This is a genomic window from Heyndrickxia shackletonii (assembly GCF_001420715.1).
GTDB lineage: Bacteria > Bacillota > Bacilli > Bacillales > Bacillaceae_C > Margalitia > Margalitia shackletonii.
The window spans coordinates 531562-549080 of the sequence record NZ_LJJC01000006.1 but is presented as its reverse complement, the minus strand read 5'-3'; the positions used below and the strand labels follow the sequence as shown (position 1 = coordinate 549080).

Below are 17519 nucleotides of genomic sequence, written 5' to 3'. Positions count from 1 at the left end.
ACAGCCCCTTGTCATCATTCCAATATTATACTTTTTGAATTGGCGCAAATTCTGCGAGTAATCGTTTGATACCGACAGGACTCGGAAAAGCAATATCAAGCTCTATCGATTTATCTTTGCCTTTCACACTGACAACCGTTCCAATTCCCCATTTCTTATGCTCAGCCTTATCGCCAACCTTCCATTCCAAATCATTTGCACCAGTACTTGTTGGAATTGGTCGTGACACCGGACGACTGACAGGTCTTTTTTGCCCGGAGCCGAATGGGCTAGTTTGTGGTTTTACTTCTTTATTCAAGCCTTCAAGAAGATCTTCCGGAATTTCGTTAATAAATCGGGAAACAGGGTTCATATTTGTCCGGCCAAACAATGTTCGCATAGCGGCATTGGTTAAAAATAATTCTTGTTCTGCACGGGTAATTCCTACATAAGCAAGGCGTCTTTCCTCTTCCATCTCAGCCTCTTCCATTAAAGAACGGCTATGCGGAAAAACCCCTTCCTCGAGTCCAATTAAAAAGACAACTGGGAATTCCAATCCCTTTGCTGAATGTAATGTCATTAAAACAATCGCATCATTGTTGTTTTCTTCTTTTTCATCTAACCGATCAATATCTGCCACTAATGCAAGATCTGTTAAAAAAGCAACTAAGCTTTTATCCTCACTGCCTTCCTCAAAGCTTTTGGTAACGGATAAAAATTCATCGATATTTTCAAGTCTGCTTTGTGCTTCTAATGATTTTTCCGCTTTTAGCATTTCGCGGTAGCCAGATTTATCTAAAATTTCGTCTACAAGTTCCGTAACCGATAAATATTCCTGCATTTGAGTATAGTTTCTGATTAATTCATAGAACTCATATGCAGCTTTGGCAATTTTCGGGCTTACGCCTATAAAATCAATTTCCTTCAATGCTGCATAAATAGAAATATCATTATCTGCAGCATAACGAGCAATTTTATCTAGTGAGGTAGAACCAATTCCGCGCTTTGGTACATTGATGACCCGCTGTAAGCTAATATCATCATCTGGGTTAGCCACTAGACGCAAGTAAGCAAGAATATCCTTAATCTCTTTACGATCATAGAATTTAATTCCGCCAACAATGTGATAATCAATATTAGATTTCAGTAAAACCTCTTCCATTACACGTGATTGGGCGTTTGTACGGTAAAGAATCGCGATGTCGGAGAATTTACGATCTCCTGAATCCACCATTTCTTTAATTTTCCCCGCCACAAATTGTGCTTCGGATTGTTCACTGTCTGCTCGGTAATAGCTGATTTTTTGCCCTTCGGCGTTTTCCGTCCATAATTTTTTCGGTTTTCTGTTTGCATTATTTTTAATTACTTCATTTGCTGCATGAAGAATTCTCTTGGTAGAACGGTAATTTTGCTCAAGCATGATAACCTTTGCACGAGGATAATCTTTCTCAAAAGAGAGGATATTCGCGATGTCTGCACCGCGCCAGCGATAGATGGATTGGTCTGAATCCCCAACGACACAAATGTTTTGGAATCGGGATGCGAGCATTTTAACAAGCATATATTGAGCCCTATTTGTATCTTGATACTCATCTACATGAATGTATTGAAATTTTCTCTGATAAAATTCCAATGTTTCCGGCACACGCTGAAATAGATGAATCGTCATCATAATGAGATCATCAAAGTCAAGCGCTTGATTTTTGCGGAGACGTCTTTGATACTCTTCGTAAACGTCACTCACAACTTGTTCGTAAAAACCCCCAACAAGCTTCGAATACTCCTCAGGAGTTACTAATTCATTTTTTGCACTGCTTATGGTACCAAGAATAGCCCGAGGCTCGAATTTTTTCGGATCAATATTTTTATCCTTCAAAATCCCCTTAATAACTGATTGCTGATCGGTAGGATCTAAAATGGTAAAATTGCGATTTATCCCAATCCGATCAATATCTCGTCTCAGAATTCTTACACACATAGAGTGAAAAGTGGATATCCAAACTTCTTCTGCTGCACCACCCATAATTTTTTCAATCCGTTCCTTCATCTCACGTGCAGCCTTATTGGTGAAGGTAATAGCCAAGATATTATAAGGATTGACTCCCTTTTCCACCATTAAATAAGCGACACGATGAGTTAACACACGTGTTTTACCACTTCCCGCACCTGCCATAATTAAAAGGGGGCCGTCCGTTGTTTTCACCGCTTCTTGTTGCTCAGGATTTAATCCAGAAAGCAGGCGATCTTTTAGAAATTGCATTGCTTATTCACCACCAGAACATTTGTTCTTATTATATATTTTTTAAACCAATAAAGTCTATATTTCATTTACTACTTGCACTGTTCTTAAAGCTTGATTTAAATCCTCATAAATAATATTACCAACTACAATGACATCTGCATACTTGCTCATTTCTTTAGCTTGCTCCTCGGACACAATACCGCCGCCATAAAACAATTTAGTATTTGTTAAGTGGCCTTTTGCGGCTTTTACTACCTCTACATCTCCGTAAGAACCGCTATATTCTAAATAGAAGATAGGCATCTTAAATAAATTTTCTGCCATCATAGCATATCCTTCTACGTCTTCTACACTTAAATTTGTATTCGATTGCGTGAGCTTTGCAGCTTTACAGTCACTGTTTAAAATACAATAGCCTTCTACCAATATCTCGTCCCAGTTCATTAACTCTCCGTATTCCTTCACTGCTTCGTGATGCAAACCAGTTACCCATTTCACATTTTCACTATTTAGGACGGATGGGATAAAATATAGGTCAAAACCAGGTGTAATAGATTCAAAGTTAGAAATTTCCAACACACATGGAACTGTGTATCTCCGCACTCGCGCCATTAAATGTAGAACATTTTCCAATGTTACACCATCTGTTCCTCCAATAATAACGGCATTTGTACCGGATTCACATATTTTTTCTAAATCTTTATCGGAAATTTCCTTATTAGGATCCAACTTAAAGGCGTGTCGCCATTCGCGAACGTCGTACATCGAGCGTATCCTCCATTCCTATATTCCATACAACATTATAGCATTTGTTATATGCTACAAAAAAGATTTTCCGCAAGACATTTGGGCTACGCCATTTATTGAAAAATGCAAAAATATATACGACCGAAGTTACAGTTGCATTAATTTTTTTACACTTTCATTAAATCATAGGAAAAATGTCATCTATTTTCTTGATTTTTGTGTTTCATTTAGGAAAACTTGAAAGAAAATGAGTATTTTTTGCTCTATATTTCATGTTATTTTCCCAAGTTAATTGTCCTATAAAGTGTGTTATGATAACAATAAGAAGTTATACCCAGCAAAAAAATTTGTAAGGAGGAGTTATAATGCGTAAGAAAAAGACCCCAACGAAGATTACAAAAAGAGACATTGATTCCTTAATTTACAAAATTGATATTCTGCTGAATGATAAAAAAGATTCAAATCTTCAAAAAGTGAAAGTATCAGTATGACCTTTGACACAGACTAAATTACTTATCATTAATAGAAACAATCTTCTCATATGCAGGGAATAATATCATTCCCTGCATAGCATTTAAATGAAAAATAAATAATTTCTCTCGGGAATTTTCTTATTATTACCACTTTAAATAATATTTAAGCTATAATATATTCTAGGTGGTTAATATATGAACATTGGTGCAATTATTAAATTGAATCGAATCAAACAAAACTTGACGCAAGAAGAGCTAGCCGAAGGAATCATATCAATTTCATACCTATCAAAAATTGAAAACGGTAAAATCGAACCAAACGACGAAGTCATCAAACTCCTTTGCCTAAGGCTGGGCATAGAAATTAACAGACAAATCGATGACGAAACAAAAGCACTATGTCACGAATGGTTTCGATTGCTATTGTCATGTACTGATGTTGAGAAGTTAAAAGAGAAGTATAACATTATAAATGAATTAACTAATACTATAGAAGATGTTGAATTGCAAATTCTATTAAAAATTCATTTGATAAGATACTATTTAAAACTAGGAAAACTAGATCCTGCATTTGAACAAATTAATCATTTAAAAGATTTCAGCAATACTTTTACAACTGAGCAAAAGTATTTTTGGAATAAATTTAATGGGAACTACTATTATTTAAAAGAAGATTATAATGAGGCTCTTAAATTTTATACTTTATCTGAAGATTTTATAGCACATCTTGATGTTTCCGAAGAAGAAAATGCTGATTTGGAATACTCATTAGCACTAACATATAGTAAGTTAAGGATTACATCGTTAGCATTAAGAGCCGCATATAAAGCTTTGGACTTATATAGACAGATTTATCATTTTTCACGTTGTGCAGAATGCCATTTGATACTGGGTATTTCCTATAGACGCATTCACAATCATGAAAAGGCAATAAAAAATTACCAATTAGCTAAACAATTAGCTGAGCATACAAATAATAAAGATATTATTCAATTAACACACTTAAATCTTGGCTATTTGTATTCCGTACAAGGTGATACTAATTTAGCAATTGATCATTTAGATATGATTATCAATGAAGACGAATCATTATTAGAAGACCGTCTTTCGGCCCTAACTACTATAGTTAAAGAATATTACCAAAATGGTTATTTTAAAGAAGCTAAACAAAGAATTTCTGAAGGTCTCAAATGGATTGATTTAGATGGTAAAGATAAACATGTAATGTTTTATCACGAAATAAGAGCATTTTTATATATGATTGAAGAACAACACGAAAAATTTGAGAAAATGATGGTCGAAGAATTTATTCCCTATTTAGAGGAACAAAAGGATTATGCAAAGTTGACAGTATATGCAGAGTTTTTAGCAAGCCATTTTGAAAATTTACATAAATATAAAAATGCTACCAAATATTATAAGCTTGTCAACTTCTCATATAAACAAATCACGCATATTTAGGAGGGTAAATCATGAAAAAAATTATATTATCATTAGGGATAGGTGCATTACTTATGAGTGGAGCATTCGTTACATCTCAAACTTTGCAAAATAATAATGATAAGAGTTCAGATACTAAAAATGTAGCAATCGGTGAAAAAGAACCACGTCTTTTCTCTACTTATAGTGCCTCCGCTTTTTCAGTTGAACTATGATTAATAAAAAAAGATAACTTCATGGTTATCTTTTTTTATTATCCAAAATCTTTAAAATCTTATCCACAAACTCCCCCATCGACCCGCAAAATATCTGCACTTCCGGTAAATGATAAAACGTCGTTGCTAAACTGTCCTTTTTATTTTCAGAATGCGGAGCAAATATGTAGATACTCTTTACACCAGAGCCCAAGGCAATTCCCAACTCTGTATGACTTCCCTTCCCGCCCGGCAAAAGGAGAATAAAGAGTTCACATTCCATAACAGCTTCTTTCTCTTTTATCGCAATTTCCTTAAGTTCTTCTATTCCTACAGATTTTTCATTTTGGGTCCAATCATAAGTTTGCTGGAAACCATTTTCGACAAGTTTACTAGAAAGGGCATTTACCGTCTCTACATTTTGAAAACTTGAAGCTATATAAAATTTCATTTAAATTCTCCCTATAATCGTGTTTCGTAGTACTTCTCTTTCTCCAACAACCCCTTCTTCACACCTGGCCATTCCTCCGCAGTAATGGAATATACACATGCATTTCTAATATATCCATTTTCTAAAATTCTTTCGTTACGCAGAATCCCTTCCTTTTTGGCCCCTATTCTTTCAATAGCTTTTTGGGATCGTACATTTCGTTCATCGGTTTTGAGCTGTACCCGGATCATGTTAAGTTCTTCAAAGCAAAATTGGAACAGGGTTAGTTTACACGCTGTGTTAACAAAGCTTCTTTGAAATTCAGGTGCATACCAGGTTGATCCTATTTCACAGGAACGATTCTGAAAATCCAATCCATAAATTCGAGTCGTCCCTACGATTTTTCCAGTTTCCTTCAACTGTACAACATAAGGTAAAATTTGGTTATGTACTTTTCCCGTCAATGCAGCATGGACCCAATTTTGCATCTTTTCAAGAGTATCCACTTGCAGCAGCATATAATTCCATACACTCGGATCATTAATATCAAACAAATCCTTTACATGCACTTCCTCCATCGGTAATAACCTCAATTGTTTGTGGTCTAATACTGGTTGCTTTTCAAATAGGTTATTCATCAGCATGTTCCACCTTTTCGCTTTAATATTTCTTTCCATTCACTCCATGCTTTTAAGTACATAGGTAAATCATTCGGATGATAGGCTACGCATCTTGAAATACGAATATATAATCCAATCATCACTTCTTTAATCAAATTCTCTTCCATAATCGGAAATTTTAATTCCTCTGCTGCTTCTGTTATCGTTTCCCAAGATAAATCAATTGGTGAGGAGCAAAAAGCAAAAACTAAATCGTAAATAGGCATACCTATAATCGGAGTCGGGTCAATTACTCCAATTAAGTTACTATTTTTAAATAAAAAATTATGAACTCCACAATCACCATGAAGCAAATAAGGAGTGTCCAATTCATTTCGATTAGAATTCATAACGAAAGACTTAATAAGACGATAATCCTCTTTGCTTAATATAGCGGACAGTCGTTCATCCGCAACCTCTACCTCCGCTGAAAGAAAATCCTGCCACGAACTAACAGGCTCCTCCATCAATCCCCAAATATTATGGGTTTCTGCCGGTTTGTAATGGTTAATAACCTTATGAACTAAATCCTTTAATGCATCTTTTCTTTGAAAGTCTCCAGACATCTCTCCCTCAACATATGTGTACAAAATATATTTAAATGCTGGATCTGCATAAATAATTTTTGGGAAAAGAGAAACGTCTTGATAAAAATTCAAAAAGTAGATTTCTGCCTCTAAAACTTTCGGTACATTAGACTTCACCACAATTTTTTTGCCATCCTCCATCCGAAGGCAGCCTATTTGACTGGATGTTCCGCCATTAAAAAGCTTAAAATCTAAAACATTTTTATCAATAATTCCTTTTTTAATCAATTCTTTTATAATCGATTCCACCCTACACCTCTGCATTAATAAAATAGGAATCTGTTAAAATAGGAACATTCTTAAAAGCATCTATCTGAGCAGCATGGAGAACATCTTTTTCAAAGCCCTTTAATCTTAATTCCCTTCCACTTCCACAATCCCAAATGAGATCTTGCACTCTTTCTTCAACACTTTTAAAAGCACTTGCACAAAGCTCAGCCTCTGGAGATTTCTCTCCATTTAGTTTAGATAAAATAGCCCCTGCCCCTAAATAATCCTCCATAGCAGGCCGCAGCTTATTTTCCCTATCGAAAACATCTTCCCACTGCTCTCCACATGAGATTACTGTAATATCCGTATTAGTTTGTGATTGTAGCTTACTAGCGTAAGTCGCGACGGAGGAGGCATTCAATAGGCTGCCAATTAAGAGCGCAGGAACTTTCGCGGCAACCCATGAGCAAAGAGCACCATTCAAAGAACATAAAACATATTTTTTGTGTTTGTGAGTTTGATTGAAGGTAACAGGTGAAAGGGTTGGATTACCAAGCTTCACCGATTCCGTTCTGCCGCTTCTCTTGCACCTCGTGCGCCCCATTCCATCCTACATTGAAAAGGAGATTGATCAAACAAATGATTTCACCTCACTCAATATCTAAGTCTTTTAAAAATTATACCATTTCTATAAAATGCGGAATCGAAAAAAATAAAAAATGTTACGCACAAAAAAATTATGGGTATTATCAATAAATGAACTATTTTTTCAACTACAAATTTCATTTTCGAATCATATTTTGATTACAAGCTTAATAAATATATAGGAGGTCAACCCCTATCTTTATTAAGTCTTTATACTTACAATTAATATTTGTTTATAATTATTTTAAATAAATATTGATTTTTAATTTATTATAGTTATAATGATAGTAAGCTATAAAAATCTGAAGAGGTGATTTTAACATGAGTACAAATAAACTTACTACTAGTTGGGGAGCACCGGTTGGAGATAATCAAAATTCATTGACCGCTGGATCACGTGGGCCAACATTAATACAGGATGTTCATTTACTTGAGAAACTTGCCCATTTTAACAGAGAAAGGGTACCTGAGCGAGTTGTTCATGCAAAAGGTGCAGGGGCACACGGATATTTTGAAGTAACCAATGATGTAACGAAATACACAAAGGCAAAGTTTTTATCAAAAGTAGGGAAAAAGACTCCACTATTTATTCGCTTTTCTACTGTTGCGGGTGAAAATGGATCTGCCGATACTGTACGTGATCCTCGTGGATTTGCAGTGAAGTTTTATACTGAAGATGGAAACTATGACATTGTCGGAAACAATACACCTGTATTCTTCATTCGTGATGCAATTAAGTTTCCTGATTTCATTCATACACAAAAAAGACATCCTGCTACACACTTAAAGAACCCAGATGCTGTTTGGGACTTCTGGTCATTATCACCTGAGTCCTTGCATCAGGTTACGATTTTAATGAGTGACCGTGGTATTCCAGCAACTTTCCGTCATATGCACGGATATGGAAGTCATACATTTAAATGGGTAAATGCAGATGGTGATGGTGTTTGGATTAAATACCATTTCAAAACAGAACAAGGTGTGAAGAACTTGGCAGTAGACGTTGCCTCAAAACTTGCAGGAGAAAATCCTGACTATCATACAGAGGATCTCTATAATGCGATTGAAAAAGGCGATTTCCCTGCATGGAAGCTTTATGTTCAAATCATGCCTTTAGAAGATGTCAATACGTACCGTTTTGATCCATTTGATGTGACAAAGGTTTGGTCTCAAAAGGATTATCCATTAATTGAAGTAGGTCGGATGGTATTGAACAAAAATCCTGAAAACTACTTTGCTGAAGTGGAGCAAGCTACCTTCTCACCAGGAACATTAGTGCCGGGCATTGATGTCTCCCCTGACAAAATGCTGCAAGGACGTTTATTTGCTTATCACGATGCACATAGATATCGTGTTGGAGCTAATCATCAGTTACTACCGATTAACCGTGCCCGAAATGAGGTAAATAATTATCAACGTGATGGACAAATGCGTTTTGATAATAATGGCGGCGGTTCCGTTTACTATGAACCAAATAGTTTTGGCGGCCCTAAAGAATCTGCAGAAGATAAGCAAGCTGCCTACACTGTTTCAGGGGTTGCGGATAGTGTAGCGTATGACCATAATGATCATTATACACAAGCTGGCGATCTATACCGTTTATTAAGTAAGGACGAAAAAACAAGACTTGTTAAAAATATCGTGGAAGCAATGAAGCCAGTAACAAAAGATGAAATTAAACTTCGTCAAATAGCACATTTCTATAAAGCTGACCCTGAATATGGTACTCGTATCGCAGAGGGTCTCGGATTGTCAGTACCACAACTAGTTTGATATATTTTGAAAGGTATCCACATTTGAATGCGGATACCTTTTCATTTTGTCGAAAAATTATTTAATTCATTGGTCAATAAATTCCCTTTTTTGCAGGCATTATTGCTCGGGAAATGTTTTATATACAATGTTTTTTTAGTTTTAATCAAACGTTTGATAAAAACTTTCCATGTTGAAATTTGTAAATTGTTATATTTTTTTCGATGGGTTGCTTTATTTATCCGTCAATATTTAACATCTCTTGCGCTGCATAATTACTATAAATCTAGTGAGTTATTAGGTTTTCGGTAATTTAAACAAACGTTTGATTAAACTATTAATTGGTAAAATATTATCGAAATTTAAAGAGATTCGTCCGAATTCCTCCTTTCTCATTTATGGTTGCGAATTATCAATAATTATTACTGTTTTATTGTTCCGTTGATTCATTATCAGGCACTTTTATCCACTGTTTGTTACCGTTCCCGTGTTCCTTGCCCATTTTCGGGTACATTCAGCCCCTGATCGTTACCGTTCTCGCAATCCATTCTCATTTTCCGGCACGATTCACCTCAATGGCAACTGTACTACCTTCTTTCCCCTTGCTCTTGCATCAACCTTGCTACACGATACTACAAAACAAAATTAGGCACCCAACGAAGGATGCCTTAATTCGAATTTCTATTCTAACCCTTTCGCAGCTTCTTTCACCATTTCAGATACAGATTCTAATCCTCCGCCTGATAAATACCAGTAGCCTGGGTCAAGGTAAATGATTTTGCCATTTTTATATGCTTTTGTTTTCTTCACTAAACTATTTTCAATTACTTCTTTCGCATTATTTCCCTCACCAATGGCAGCGTCACGGTCAATAACGTAAAGAATGTCAGGGTTTTTCTCTAAAATGAACTCCATTGAAATATTTTGTCCGTGCACAGGGTCAGCTTTAAGGTCAGCTGTTGATGCTTTAATCCCAAATACATCGTGAATTAACCCGAATCTTGAGGCTGGTCCATATGCAGTAACCTTTCCACCAGTTGTTAACGTAATTAAAGCCTTCGCATCACTTGTATTTGCCTTTTCTTTTAAGCTAGCAATATCGTTATCAATATTTGTTAGTTCTTGTTTCACTTGATTTTCTTTCCCAAATATTTTACCAATAGTTGTTACGTTTTCTTTGAATGACTCCATATATTTTTTATTGTCGACTCCCAAGAAAATAGTTGGGGCAATTTCTTGGAACTTATCATATGAATCTTGCTGTCTTCCAGAAATAATAATTAAATCTGGCTTAATGGCATTCACTGCTTCAAAATCAGGTTCTTTCAAGGTTCCTACATTTTTATACTTGGAGCTTTTATATTTTTTTAGATAAGATGGGATACTGTCTTGTGGAACTCCTGCTACTCGATCCCCTAGACCTAGTTTATCCAATGTATCTAATGTTCCCATATCAAATACAACTACTTTTTTCGGATTTTTCGTTACTTTAGATTCTCCTAATTGATGTTTAATCACCATCACATCTTCTTTACTGACCGTTTTCTTTTCTGCATTATTAGAACCACATGCTGCCGCAAATATGGCAAACATAGAGATTATAAAAAGTAAGATTGATTTTCTTTTCATTATGATTACCCCTCTTTTATTAAAATTTATTTATTTAATTGTGACCGCTATTTAGATGATATTGAAATTCATTCTCAATACGAGGTGTGATAACAGAACACGGGCACCTTCCGCTCATTCTGTTATCTTTGATTAGCATCATCACAAAGTATATCCTAAAATTTCAAAACTACTTCTTTATGCATAGTAAACACAAATTTTATTTTCATTAATTTCTTGAATCGCAATATCAATTTCATAAATATCGCCTAAGACAGACGAATCAATTATATTCTCTGTTGGTCCATCTTGAACTACGGTTCCATCTTTAAGAGCAACGACATGATCGGAATAACAGGAAGCAAAATTGATATCATGGATAACAATAACAACTGTTTTTCCTAACTCATCCGTTAATCTTCTTAACACCTTCATAATTTGTACAGAATGCTTCATATCCAAATTATTTAGTGGTTCATCCAGTAAAATATATTCCGTGTTCTGTGCAATGACCATGGCAATATATGCCCTTTGCTGCTGTCCGCCGCTTAGCTGATCCAAAAATTTGTCTTGGATGGATTCAAGCTCCATATAGGTAATTGCCTCGTCTACATATTTCCAGTCTTCCTTTGTTAATTTCCCTTTTGAATAAGGAAAACGCCCAAAAGAAACGAGTTCTCTTACGGTCAAACGAATATTGATATGATTGGATTGCTTTAAGATAGAAAGTTTTTTGGCAAGCTCATTTGGCTTCCATTTACTAATTTCTTTGCCATCTACTATAATTTCACCCGAATCTTTTGGAATAAGACGACTCACCATGGACAAAAGAGTACTCTTTCCCGCTCCATTAGGTCCAATAAAAGAGGTAATTTTACCTTCTTCGATCGTTAAATTAACATCGTTTACTACACTTTTATTCCCGTACCTTTTAGAAACATTTTGGATTGTAATCACGCCTTACTCCCCCTTAACAGTAAATAGATAAAATAAACACCGCCGATAAAATTAATGATCACACTCAAAGTGGTTGAAAATGTAAATACTCTCTCTACAATCAACAAACCGCCTACCAGTGCAATAATACTAATAAAAACTGCACCCGTTATTAAGTAAGAATGACGATAAGTATTTAAAAATTGGTAGGATACATTCGCAACAAGCAACCCTAAAAAGGTAATTGGTCCAACTAATGCAGTGGAAATGGAAATTAGAATTGCAACAATGATTAAGAGTCTTTTCACAACATAATCATAGTCAACCCCGAGATTAATCGCTTCTTCTCTTCCTAGCGAGAGCACATCAAGATATTTAATAAATTTCACAAAGTAGATGGAAATGATTGCAATTAATACGATAGACAACGTTAATAAATCCGTATTAATATTATTGAAGCTTGCAAACATTCGATCCTGAATGACCATATAATCATTTGGGTCAATAATGACTTGCATAAAGGATGAGAAGCTTTGGAATAAAGTTCCCATTACCAATCCAACTAGCAGGAGAAAATAAATATTCTTACCTTCTTTTTTAAAAAGAAACTTATATAGAAGCCCTGCAAATAAGATCATTAATACTACACAAATAAGGAAGTTAAGATTTTTATTCATGACGATTCCGCTTGTTGCACCAAATACAAATATTAAAAAGGTTTGGATTAACATATAAAGAGAATCCAGCCCAATAATACTCGGCGTCAGAATTCTGTTATTCGTGATTGTTTGAAAAACAACTGTTGAAAACGCAATGGAAGCACCTGTTAAAATAATTGCCAGTATCTTAATTGCCCGCCTCGGCACCACATACTCCCAATAGTTTCCGATATCTGTAAACAAAAAGATCAAAATTAAAGCAATAGTAATTGCGGCTAATATAGTTAATTTAATTTTATTACGCATAAGCCCTTCTCCTTATTAATAAGTAAAGGAAAATAGCGCTTCCTATTACTCCTACTGTTAAGCCGATTGGAATTTCGTATGGATAAATAATGATACGGCCTAATATATCGCAAAACAGCAAGAAGTCCGCTCCAAGTAAGGCGGTTTGAAATAAGTTTTTTTTCAGGTTATCACCATTGTATAGGGAGACAATGTTTGGAACGATTAAACCAAGAAAAGGAATGGTTCCTACCGTAAGTAAAACAGCAGCTGTGGACAACGCAACGATGATTAATCCAATATTTACGACAAGTCGGTAATTTAAACCCAGATTAGTAGAGAAATCTTCTCCCATTCCTGCAAGGGTAAATTTGTTCGCAAAAAGATAGGCAATGATGACAAGCGGAACACTAATATAGATCATTTCATATCTTCCTGACATCACCATGGAAAAATCGCCTTGAAGCCAGGCTGAGATGCTTTGAATCAAATCATGTTTATAAGCGAAAAAGGTAGTGATGGAACTAATAATATTTCCGAACATCAAACCTACTAAAGGAATAAAAATCGCATCCTTGAACTTAATATTGTCTAATATCTTCATAAACAAGAAAGTTCCAACTAAAGCAAATATCGATGCAATGATGATTTTCGTAAGCATGGTTGCAGAGGAAAATAAAATTAGAGAAACAAGAATTCCTAATCTTGCCGAATCCATTGTCCCCGCAGTTGTCGGTGACACAAATTTATTGCGGGAAAGCTGCTGCATGATAAGCCCGCATATACTCATGCTTACACCTGCGATAATAATACTTATTAATCGAGGGAACCTGCTAATAAAAAATATATCTTGTTGTTCCTCATTTAGATGAAAGAGTTCAAAGGGTGTAATACCCTTTACTCCAACAAATAAGGAAACGATAGATAATACAACAAATAAGATAATTAAAACTATCTTTTTCATATAAAAAACCTACTTTTCTCTTTTTGAAGATGATTAGAGTTATGTAGACAAATTATGATAATGAGATTCATTATCAACTATAATTATTAAAAAAATGAATACCTCAAAATTGGATTCACTCTTCCAGTCTTATTGATATTGAGATTCATTTTCAATTATATTATTAACTATTTAAAGTATTTATGTCAACTTTTTTTTGATATGAAAGTCCCTTTCAAATATTTAAGGCTGTAAAAGCAAGATCCGGATGAAATAAGGGATAATATTAAATCCAAATAAAAAAGGAGTGACATAGCATCCACTCCTTCTCATAAGCTATTATTCATTTACTGTGAAACATCTGATTCCTTTTCTTTAATCCTATCTAACACCATTTGATAGGAATCATTTCCATAATTCAAGCATCTTTTTACACGTGAAATGGTTGCTGTACTGGCACCAGTTTCTTTTTCAATTACATGATACGTCTTTTTTTCCTGAAGCATTCTTGCAACTTCCAGGCGTTGTGCAAGTGCTTGAATTTCATTTATCGTACAAAGATCATCAAAAAATCGATAACATTCTTCGACATCTTTTAATGATAATATGGATTGAAATAATTGATCTAACGCTTTTCCCCTTAATTTTTCAATTTGCATATTGTAATCTCCTTCTATCTATTACTTGTCAATTCCAACTATATTTAAGTTCGGCACAATATTAATCCATGTTTTTCCTGGTACAAATTTCACTTTTTCACCATTCTCAAATGGAAGAATACGACCATCTATATTTCGCCATTCTACCTCACGATACTTTCCCTTTTGGAATAGATACGCTTTACCGCCAGATGTTAGGTTTATATCGCGGCGTCCTTTTCCATCAATAACCTTGTGTTTTGTTTCCACAATAAATAAATTATCTAAAAGTACGGGTCTTTTTGATTCGAGGTCAGCCGTTTGCTCGCCTCCGGAAAACCGCTTATATTTTTCTGAATCTGCATTGTACTCATATTCCACATTAAATAATGGTTCATGCGAATAGTGAATTCTAACGTTTTTGGCATCCTGTCCATGTACTTGCATTGTTTCAGCAGCATTCATAAAGTCCAAGCCACTCGGTGGAGTGTTCATCTGGTAATGCTTTAACTTAGCACCTTTTAAAATATTCTCATAAGAGATATAAGAATTATGCGGCGGTTTCCGGTCACTAGAACGTTTAAATAGTGTTCCATCATATTGCATCCCATTAATATTATCGATATATCCAGAGGAAAGCATTTTACGTGCCTCCGGACTATATCCATGAGCAATATAAAGACTGCTATACCCTTTTGCCAAATGGATAAAATAATCCCTGGCACTTCTGACTGGGCCGATTCTTTTCGGCTTTTCGCTTTGATAGATAGCCAAAAATCTTGTAATATCGCCTTCTGCCAATACTTCATACACAATATCCGCTTCTGCCAGTCCTGATTGTGGTCTTGCTGCCGGGTAATTATTAATCATGACCGCTACAGAACGATTTTCAGAAGGCTCTTTTGCTTCTGCTCCAGTTAACGGGTAGGAATACTTTGGCAATGATTCCTTTTCATTTTCGGAAACTTCCCCGCTTTCAGGAGGTTTATTGGGCTCATTATGGACCGTTTTTTCCTTATGAGCACATCCTGATAGAGCTAATAACAATATAACAGCAAACATATACAACTTTTTGTGCATTATTCTATGCCCAACCCCTTTGGTATATAAGACTGTTTTCGTTAAATAGTTGCTTTTCGTATTTTAAAACCGTATTAAAGTTACGTTTCGGGGCATCTTTGCTTAAAAAAGATATCGTGCTTGAATAAAATAAGAAAACCCTCAAGATTCTCAATAAGAAAATAGCCTTATGACAATCACTTTAATATTTTAACGCATTATAGTCGGAAAGAGTACTGTTTTATTCATCACGTCGTAAATGCCTTGTTGTGTAATTCGGATATACGGCAAATGCGTAGCTGAAAAAAACAGTAATGAATAGACTGGATCCCCAAAAGGATATCCGCGTTCCTTAAGCAGATTTTTTAATTGCTTTTCTTCTTCAATAAGTGTTTCCATATCCTTATCAGACATTACCCCTGCTAATGTCAATGGGATTTCGTGAATCACTTCTCCATTTTCAACTAACACAATTCCCCCGCCAATTTCCTTCATGCGATTAAAGGCAATAGCCATATCCTCTTTATTTTTCCCGATTAATATGATGTCGCCTGTATTAGAAAACGATGAGGCAAATCCCATAACTTTATCGGCAAAGCCTTTTACTATGGTGTTAGTTCTCCATTCTCCTTTACGATCAAGCAGGACGAGAAAACTTTCGTTATGGTCAGTGGGTAGCTCATCTACTGACACATCATATGTTACAGAATAAGGCTTTGTTATTACATCATTCACCATTTCAATACCAAAAGGCATCGAAAATTGTAAATCATCATGATCTAATTTCCAATTTAACTCTAACGGTGGAAAACCTGCCTCATCCCAATTAATATATTGATCCTGTACGGTGGCCGCCCCATCTTTTTTCAGCCATATTCCTTTTGAAAGAACATGAATCGGTGTAGGATTCATTTCACTTTCAAGAAAATTAATGCTAGCAACCCTACCCGTTGCAATCATGCCGTGTAAATGCTCAATATTATAATATCTGGCTACATTATAAGAAGCCATGTGATAAGCATCAATTGTCGGGATTCCATTCTCTAAAGCCATGCGAATCGTCATATCAAGGATGCCGTCTTCATAAAATGCCGGTGTTGACCCATCCGTATTAAAAAACATCGATTGATATTGGTTAATTCCAAGCTCATTCATTTCTTTTAAAAGCACTGGAAGATCCGGTCTGATAGAGGAATGTCTTAAAGAAACTGTAAAACCTTGTAATAAACGATCATACACTTCTTTACCCGTCATTGCTTCATGATCACAATCAGCACCAAATAACATCATTTTAGCAAGTGTTTTTTCTGAAGCACCAGGAAAATGACCTTCAATTCTTTTCCTCATTCTTTTCGCTTCTTGTATCCAGTGGAGGATTAAATCATCCCCATCTAAAAGCTTTGGCCATCCTGTCAATTCTCCCCCTTGAAGAACTGCATCATGTTCTAACCATGATTTCACTTCACTGTGGGAAAATACCGTTTCCTCTTCGCGCAATTCCGTTTGAGAATCAAAACGACTCCACCAATACATGGAAACTGGTGAATGTCTCAATTGTTTCAATAAAGAAAACGCTTTCTTTTTTCCTGATAATAAAACTAACATAATATTATCATTAATAATTGTGGTTGTCCCTGTTTGAGATGCATACCTCGCAAATGTTTGGGGATTATATAATTGAAACGGATGAACATGTGGTTCTATATATCCTGGAACTAGTGTAAGTCCTTTGCAGTCCATTACTTCACAATCATGAATATTATCAGGCATTTTATCTCCTGCATATACAATACGGTCATCGTGAATCCATATGTTTCCTACTATCCATTTACGAAGAATGGAATGAAGAAAACGAGCATTTTTTAAAAGCAATGTCGGTGATTTGTGTCCGCTTACAATTGCAACATGGTCACGAATCTGCTTGTTTTTCCATCGATAACGTTGATCTAACATCAAGTATTCCTCCCTAGGGAGATCGTCTCTCTATTTGTTAATATGTTAACATATTAAACCGTTTAACGCATTAAAGTTTT

Annotated in this window: 17 protein-coding genes; 4 read left to right on the top strand and 13 right to left on the bottom strand. The window is 35.3% G+C overall.

Translation table 11 applies throughout. The features are described 5' to 3' along the window. Positions 1-25: 25 nt before the first annotated feature. Positions 26-2239 (bottom strand): DNA helicase PcrA, encoded by a 2214-nt coding sequence (gene pcrA, locus AN964_RS20930; RefSeq protein ID WP_055741738.1) that lies wholly within the window; start codon positions 2237-2239, stop codon positions 26-28. A 57-nt stretch (positions 2240-2296) separates the two neighbouring features. After that, entirely contained in the window at positions 2297-2986 is a 690-nt protein-coding gene (pcrB, locus tag AN964_RS20925; protein WP_055741737.1) for a heptaprenylglyceryl phosphate synthase, read from the bottom strand. A gap of 347 nt (positions 2987-3333) precedes the next feature. On the opposite strand from pcrB, the gene AN964_RS27355 reads away from it, so the two are divergent. From AN964_RS27355 to AN964_RS20915, 3 genes are all read left to right on the top strand, one after another. Continuing rightward, positions 3334-3459, top strand: coding sequence for a hypothetical protein (locus AN964_RS27355; RefSeq protein WP_268888408.1), 126 nt, complete (start codon positions 3334-3336; stop codon positions 3457-3459). A 177-nt stretch (positions 3460-3636) separates the two neighbouring features. Continuing rightward, entirely contained in the window at positions 3637-4902 is a 1266-nt protein-coding gene (locus AN964_RS20920; RefSeq protein ID WP_055741736.1) for a helix-turn-helix domain-containing protein, read from the top strand. Positions 4903-4913: 11 nt separating this feature from the next. Then, entirely contained in the window at positions 4914-5096 is a 183-nt protein-coding gene (locus AN964_RS20915) for a hypothetical protein (RefSeq protein ID WP_055741735.1), read from the top strand. 25 nt (positions 5097-5121) lie between these two features. Here AN964_RS20915 and AN964_RS20910 read toward each other — a convergent pair whose 3' ends face one another. From AN964_RS20910 to AN964_RS20895, 4 genes are read right to left on the bottom strand one after another with little or no spacing between them, the layout of a single operon-like run. Next, a complete protein-coding gene (locus AN964_RS20910) occupies positions 5122-5526 on the bottom strand; it encodes a hypothetical protein (protein WP_055741734.1) in 405 nt (134 codons plus the stop codon). Between the two features lie 11 nt (positions 5527-5537). After that, positions 5538-6143 carry a GNAT family N-acetyltransferase gene (locus AN964_RS20905; protein ID WP_055741733.1) on the bottom strand — a complete coding sequence of 202 codons (606 nt, stop codon included), beginning with the start codon at positions 6141-6143 and terminating at the stop codon, positions 5538-5540. Continuing rightward, positions 6143-7000, bottom strand: coding sequence for an aminoglycoside phosphotransferase family protein (locus AN964_RS20900; protein WP_055741732.1), 858 nt, complete (start codon positions 6998-7000; stop codon positions 6143-6145). The genes AN964_RS20905 and AN964_RS20900 overlap by 1 nt, the downstream gene beginning before the upstream one ends. A gap of 1 nt (position 7001) precedes the next feature. After that, a complete protein-coding gene (locus AN964_RS20895; RefSeq protein ID WP_055741731.1) occupies positions 7002-7565 on the bottom strand; it encodes a 2-phosphosulfolactate phosphatase in 564 nt (187 codons plus the stop codon). A 362-nt stretch (positions 7566-7927) separates the two neighbouring features. Here AN964_RS20895 and katA point away from each other — a divergent pair, with 362 nt between their 5' ends. Continuing rightward, on the top strand, positions 7928-9379 hold the full coding sequence (katA, locus tag AN964_RS20890; protein WP_055741730.1) for a catalase KatA: 1452 nt from the start codon (positions 7928-7930) through the stop codon (positions 9377-9379). A gap of 660 nt (positions 9380-10039) precedes the next feature. Here katA and AN964_RS20885 read toward each other — a convergent pair. From AN964_RS20885 to AN964_RS20855, 7 genes are all read right to left on the bottom strand, one after another. Beyond that, complete coding sequence (locus AN964_RS20885; protein WP_055741729.1) at positions 10040-10987, bottom strand: siderophore ABC transporter substrate-binding protein; 948 nt, start codon at positions 10985-10987, stop codon at positions 10040-10042. 177 nt (positions 10988-11164) lie between these two features. Further along, positions 11165-11923 (bottom strand): iron ABC transporter ATP-binding protein, encoded by a 759-nt coding sequence (locus tag AN964_RS20880; protein WP_055741728.1) that lies wholly within the window; start codon positions 11921-11923, stop codon positions 11165-11167. Further along, positions 11920-12867, bottom strand: a complete 948-nt coding sequence (locus tag AN964_RS20875) for an iron chelate uptake ABC transporter family permease subunit (protein WP_055741727.1) — start codon at positions 12865-12867, stop codon at positions 11920-11922. The genes AN964_RS20880 and AN964_RS20875 overlap by 4 nt, the downstream gene beginning before the upstream one ends. Next, positions 12860-13810, bottom strand: a complete 951-nt coding sequence (locus AN964_RS20870) for an ABC transporter permease (protein ID WP_055741726.1) — start codon at positions 13808-13810, stop codon at positions 12860-12862. Before AN964_RS20870 ends, AN964_RS20875 begins: the two co-directional genes overlap by 8 nt. Before the next feature lie 326 nt (positions 13811-14136). After that, entirely contained in the window at positions 14137-14448 is a 312-nt protein-coding gene (locus tag AN964_RS20865) for a YerC/YecD family TrpR-related protein (RefSeq protein ID WP_055741725.1), read from the bottom strand. A gap of 21 nt (positions 14449-14469) precedes the next feature. Then, positions 14470-15507 (bottom strand): DUF3048 domain-containing protein, encoded by a 1038-nt coding sequence (locus tag AN964_RS20860; RefSeq protein ID WP_055741724.1) that lies wholly within the window; start codon positions 15505-15507, stop codon positions 14470-14472. Between the two features lie 189 nt (positions 15508-15696). Continuing rightward, positions 15697-17439 carry an adenine deaminase C-terminal domain-containing protein gene (locus AN964_RS20855; RefSeq protein ID WP_055741723.1) on the bottom strand — a complete coding sequence of 581 codons (1743 nt, stop codon included), beginning with the start codon at positions 17437-17439 and terminating at the stop codon, positions 15697-15699. Between the last annotated feature and the right edge of the window lie 80 nt (positions 17440-17519).